The sequence below is a fragment of the uncultured Nitrospira sp. genome, from assembly GCA_902500695.1.
GTDB lineage: Bacteria > Nitrospirota > Nitrospiria > Nitrospirales > UBA8639 > Nitrospira_E.
The window spans coordinates 1-4,543 of the sequence record CABVRQ010000047.1; the positions used below are offsets into that span (position 1 = coordinate 1).

3 protein-coding genes are annotated in these 4,543 nt (G+C 50.8%); all 3 read left to right on the plus strand.

The features are described from left to right. On the plus strand, positions 1 to 1,435 hold a 1,435-nt coding region (locus AAH187_RS12365; RefSeq protein ID WP_342348768.1), incomplete at its 5' end, for a glycoside hydrolase domain-containing protein. 114 nt (positions 1,436 to 1,549) lie between these two features. Next, positions 1,550 to 3,283 (plus strand): alginate lyase family protein, encoded by a 1,734-nt coding sequence (locus tag AAH187_RS12370; RefSeq protein ID WP_342348769.1) that lies wholly within the window; start codon positions 1,550 to 1,552, stop codon positions 3,281 to 3,283. Between the two features lie 9 nt (positions 3,284 to 3,292). After that, positions 3,293 to 4,513, plus strand: coding sequence for a glycosyltransferase family 4 protein (locus AAH187_RS12375; protein WP_342348770.1), 1,221 nt, complete (start codon positions 3,293 to 3,295; stop codon positions 4,511 to 4,513). Positions 4,514 to 4,543: the final 30 nt, after the last annotated feature.

The window sequence follows — 4,543 nt, forward strand, 5'->3', positions numbered from 1 at the left end:
GCATGCATGGATTCAGGATCCTTGGGCAGACATCGATCCCGCGCGTGCGGCCGAACAAGTCGCCGTTCAGCCGTCTGCGCTTGATATACGAGGTTACACGGGCGAACGCGAGAGTGCATGCCTGGGGATTGCGGTAGGCGAGGCTGTGGCTACAAGCGGTCTGCGCGTGACGATTGATGGCCTTCCTTCCGGATCTGTGAAAATATTTGAGGTGAAACTGGTTGTGGCGGCTAATGGACAACGTGTTTATGATCCGCTGGTTCCCTTGAACCACGGGGGGCAATTGCCCGTCCAGCCTGGCATACCCAGCTATATTTGGCTCGATGTGAACTTGAAGGCACTTGCTCCGGGAACCCACCATTTTGAAATACGCCTTGAAAGTAGCAGCAGTGTTTTCTCTGTGCCCGGCAAAGCAACCGTCACCGCCATTGATGTTACCCACATCAAACCGCTACGTGCCATAAACTGGGCGTACCTTTCAGATATGCCGATTTTCCGTAATCAGGAGGCTGCTGTCCGTGATCTGGTGGATCACGGAATCAATGTATTCTTGACGCATCCGGAAGAAATTCCAGGTTTTGCCCTTGACGGTACCTGGGTGGATAGACAGGCTGGTCAATTCGTACGGAATGTGGAACTGGCCAAAGAACATGGAATGTTACTGCTCTACATGGGTTGGGATGCAGGAAGAAATCCACTCGGATATTCAAAAACCAAACTAACGATTGATCCTGCTGCAAAAGAGCGGCTGTTGGTATGGGTTGAGAGGTTATCCGCTTATCTCGCTGGTCAGGGTCTGCCTCCGGACCGCTGGGCTTTGTATCCCTCGGATGAGCCAAATCTTACAGGTCTGAAGTTTGTGAGGGCCGTAGCTGAGGCAATCAAACAAAGGAATCCCTCAATACAAATTTATGCGAATCCCAGTGTAAGTGCGACTTTGCCCTCTGATATTTCTGAACTTCGTGACGTAGAGCCACTGGTAGATTACTGGCAACCCTATCTTGGGTCAGTACATGGTCATTGGGGTGACTTCTTCAAGGGGCTTCGAAAGGAATGGTGGATTTACAGTAACACACAATCGCCAGCGAAACTTGCCTCCCCTTTGAAGGATTTTCGTATGCTCGGATGGTGGGCTTGGCATTATGGGGCAAAGGGCGTGGGCTTCTGGGCATACAGTGACACAACAGGAAGTTCAGCATGGGTTGATATCGACGGGTACCGGGCAGATTGGGCCGTAGTCTACGAGTCGGAAGACGGCATCATCAGCAGCCGTCGTTGGGAAGCTTTTCGAGAAGGCATTGAAGATTATGCCTTGCTGGCTACGCAAAACCAGGATCAGGTTCAAAAAGCCGTGGGCACAATGAGTCGTGCGACGCTTGATAATTGGCAATCAACTAATATTGAGTTGGTACGCCGAATACTGTTGCGTAAATGATTGCGAGCTGAGAGTTGCTTATCTGTGAACTATACTCCTGGGTCCTAATGATTGAGGGTAGATTCCAATTGACAGTTGATGTTCTTGAGAGATTGCCCTGATTCTTAATACCACATGAATCGATTACTGCTCTACGCCAGGACGCTTTCTCACCTGAAGGCTTCTCAACTGGTCTATCTTTACCTTCGACGGGGTCTGCCCCGAATTTCACGTCAGCATCGTCCGACGGAAGTTTTTAGGCGACAGAAAATTGGAATACAGAAGAGTCTTCCATTAACGCAGTCATCTGGAGGAGATTACCGATTCGTATTTCTTAATCAATCCATGGAGTTTTCAAAGGGGCAGATTGATTGGGTGTGCAAGGACATGCCAAAGCTTTGGCGTTACAACCTGCATTATTTTGATTTTCTGCAAGATCCTCATCGCTCAACAGAGGGTCGGTCCCTCGTTATTTCGGACTGGATTGAGCATAATCCGCTAGGAACTCAGGATGCCTGGGAACCCTATGCGGCATCATTGCGGATCGTGAATTGGGTGAAGTTTTTCCTTTCTTTGTCCATTGTTCCCGTTGAAAAAGGGGGAGGAGGAGACGGGCACGTTCCAGATCCTTTGTCTGAAGTCCTCAATGCCGAATGGCTGAAGAGTCTGTACCTGCAGGCTTTGTGGCTGGAGCAGAATATTGAATTTCATTTCCTGGCGAACCATTATCTGAAAAATGGCGTCGCACTGTTTTTCGCCGGAATGTTTTTCGAGGGTCGGGATGCCGAGCGATGGTTGAAGAAGGGTTTGAAGATTTTATGTGAAGAACTCGAGGAACAGTTTCTTGCTGATGGTGCCCACTTTGAGCGAAGCCCGATGTATCACTCGATTAGCGTCGTGGATTTTGTGGATGTCTTGAATCTCATGAGGTCTTCCAATCAAGCCATGGTCTTTGCCGAAATGGATCATATGAGGGCGAAGACCGTGCAGGCTTTGAACTTTTTACATGACATCTGTCTTCCCGATGGAGACATCCCCTTGTTTAACGATTCAGCATTCGGGATTGCCCCTTCCCCTTCGAGGATCTTCGACTATGCCAAACAAGCCATTGGGTATGAACCACCGGCATACCCAATGGATCTTTCCACTTATGCCAAATCCGCTAGCGGATACTATGTCATACGCAAAGGTGGAGATATGATGGTCATTGATTGCGGGCCTATCGGGCCTGACTATAATCCTGCCCACGCTCATTGCGACACGTTGAGTTATGAGTTGTCCCTCAATGGCCGCCGCGTCATTGTGGATAGCGGTGTCTATGACTATGAGCCCAGCTTGCAACGCGCTTATGCCAGGAGCACAAAAGCTCACAATACTGTGGTGGTTGACGGCCAGGAACAGTCAGAGATGTGGGGCGTGTTTCGTGTGGCCAGACGGGCCAAACCGTTGTTTGCCCGTTTAACAAATCCGGGCGATGGCCACGTGAAATTTGAAGGGGCGCACGATGGCTATCGAAGATTCTCCGGCCAGGTGATTCACGAACGGTCTGTTGAATTTGATGGTTTCTCGACCTGGATAGTTAAAGATGATATCCAGGGGAATGGAACTCATTCCCTGGAAAGCTATGTGCATTTGCACCCTGATTGCACCTTCACTCAAACAGGTCAGAGAATTCTTGTGTCTGACCAGCGAGGGCTTCCGCTCTTTTGCCTGGAGATTGTCGGGCCCGGTGAGAGTAGGGTGGAAGAGGGATGGTATTTCCCTGAATTTGGTGTGGAACGAAAGAAGCATGTGGTGGTCTTCACCCGGACAGGTCCATTGCCCCTGTCACTCAGTTATCGAATAACCAAGGCATCTGAATCATCTTAAGGTAGCACCGTGCGGATTCTGTTTTTGTCTCATTATTTCCCGCCAGAGGTCAATGCTCCGGCCTCTCGAACCTTTGAGCATTGCCGGCAGTGGGTCAATGATGGCCATTCGGTAACCGTGGTGACCTGCGCACCCAACCATCCACGCGGCATTGTGTATGAAGGGTATCGCAATAAGCTCTTTCACCGTGAAATCCGGGATGGCATTCATGTGATTCGATTATGGACCTATGTGACGGCGAACGAAGGCTTTCTGAAACGGACGCTCAATTACTTGTCGTATATGGTGGCGGCTGTGTGTGTCGCCCCATTTCTCCCAAGATGTGATGTGGTGCTCTCTACTTCTCCCCAGTTTTTCAATGGACTTGCCGGTTATCTGGTCAGCGGTCTCAAACGTGCGCCCTGGATACTTGAAATTCGTGACCTCTGGCCTGAGTCGATCGTCGCCGTCGGAGCGATCACCAATCGACCGGTGATTCAGTTCCTGGAATGGCTGGAATTGTTTGCCTATCGCCATGCTCACCACATCGTGGCCGTGACTGACGCCTTTAAGGCACATATGCTGGTGAAAGGGATTCTTCCTGAAAAAGTGACCGTGATCAAAAATGGAGTGGATTTTACTTTGTATAAGCCCGGCACAGCCCGCACTCGCCTGGCGGATGAATTAGGCCTTGAGGGAAAGTTCGTGGCTTCGTATTTCGGTACCCATGGTATGGCCCACCACCTGGAAACGATCCTGGAGGCCGCCCGGGAGCTGAGAGAATGGAAGGATATTGTGTTTCTTCTTGTCGGCGACGGCGCGGAACGGCGACGGCTTCTTGCCATGCGGGATGAGATGCAGTTGTCCAATGTTGTGATGCTTGATCAGCAGCCGAAGGAGAAGATGCCGGAACTCTGGTCTCTTTCGAGTGCCAGTCTTGTGCTTCTCAAAAAGTCCGCGCTTTTCAAGACGGTGATTCCCTCTAAGATTTTTGAAAGTATGGCCATGGAGAAGCCGGTTATTCTTGGCGTGGAAGGGGAGAGTGCCGAACTCGTGCAGTCAGCCGGCGGGGGGATTTGTATTGAACCGGAGAGTGCCTCGGAGCTTGCCAGCCAAGTCATGAATTTGGCTCGTGATCCCGCTCGGTGTCAATCCCTTGGTTCGAGTGGCAGACGCTATGTCCTGGAGCATTTCGACCGCCGGGTCCTGGCGCGACGATTTGTGGATGTCATGCAACTCGTCCATGGGTAAACTTTGCGCATCTTCCCGGATGTGGAGCAG

What these genes read in the sequence shown, in the direction of transcription:
- AAH187_RS12370 (WP_342348769.1), top strand. Translation starts at nt 1,550, where the DNA reads ATGAATCGATTACTGCTCTACGCCAGGACGCTTTCTCACCTGAAGGCT.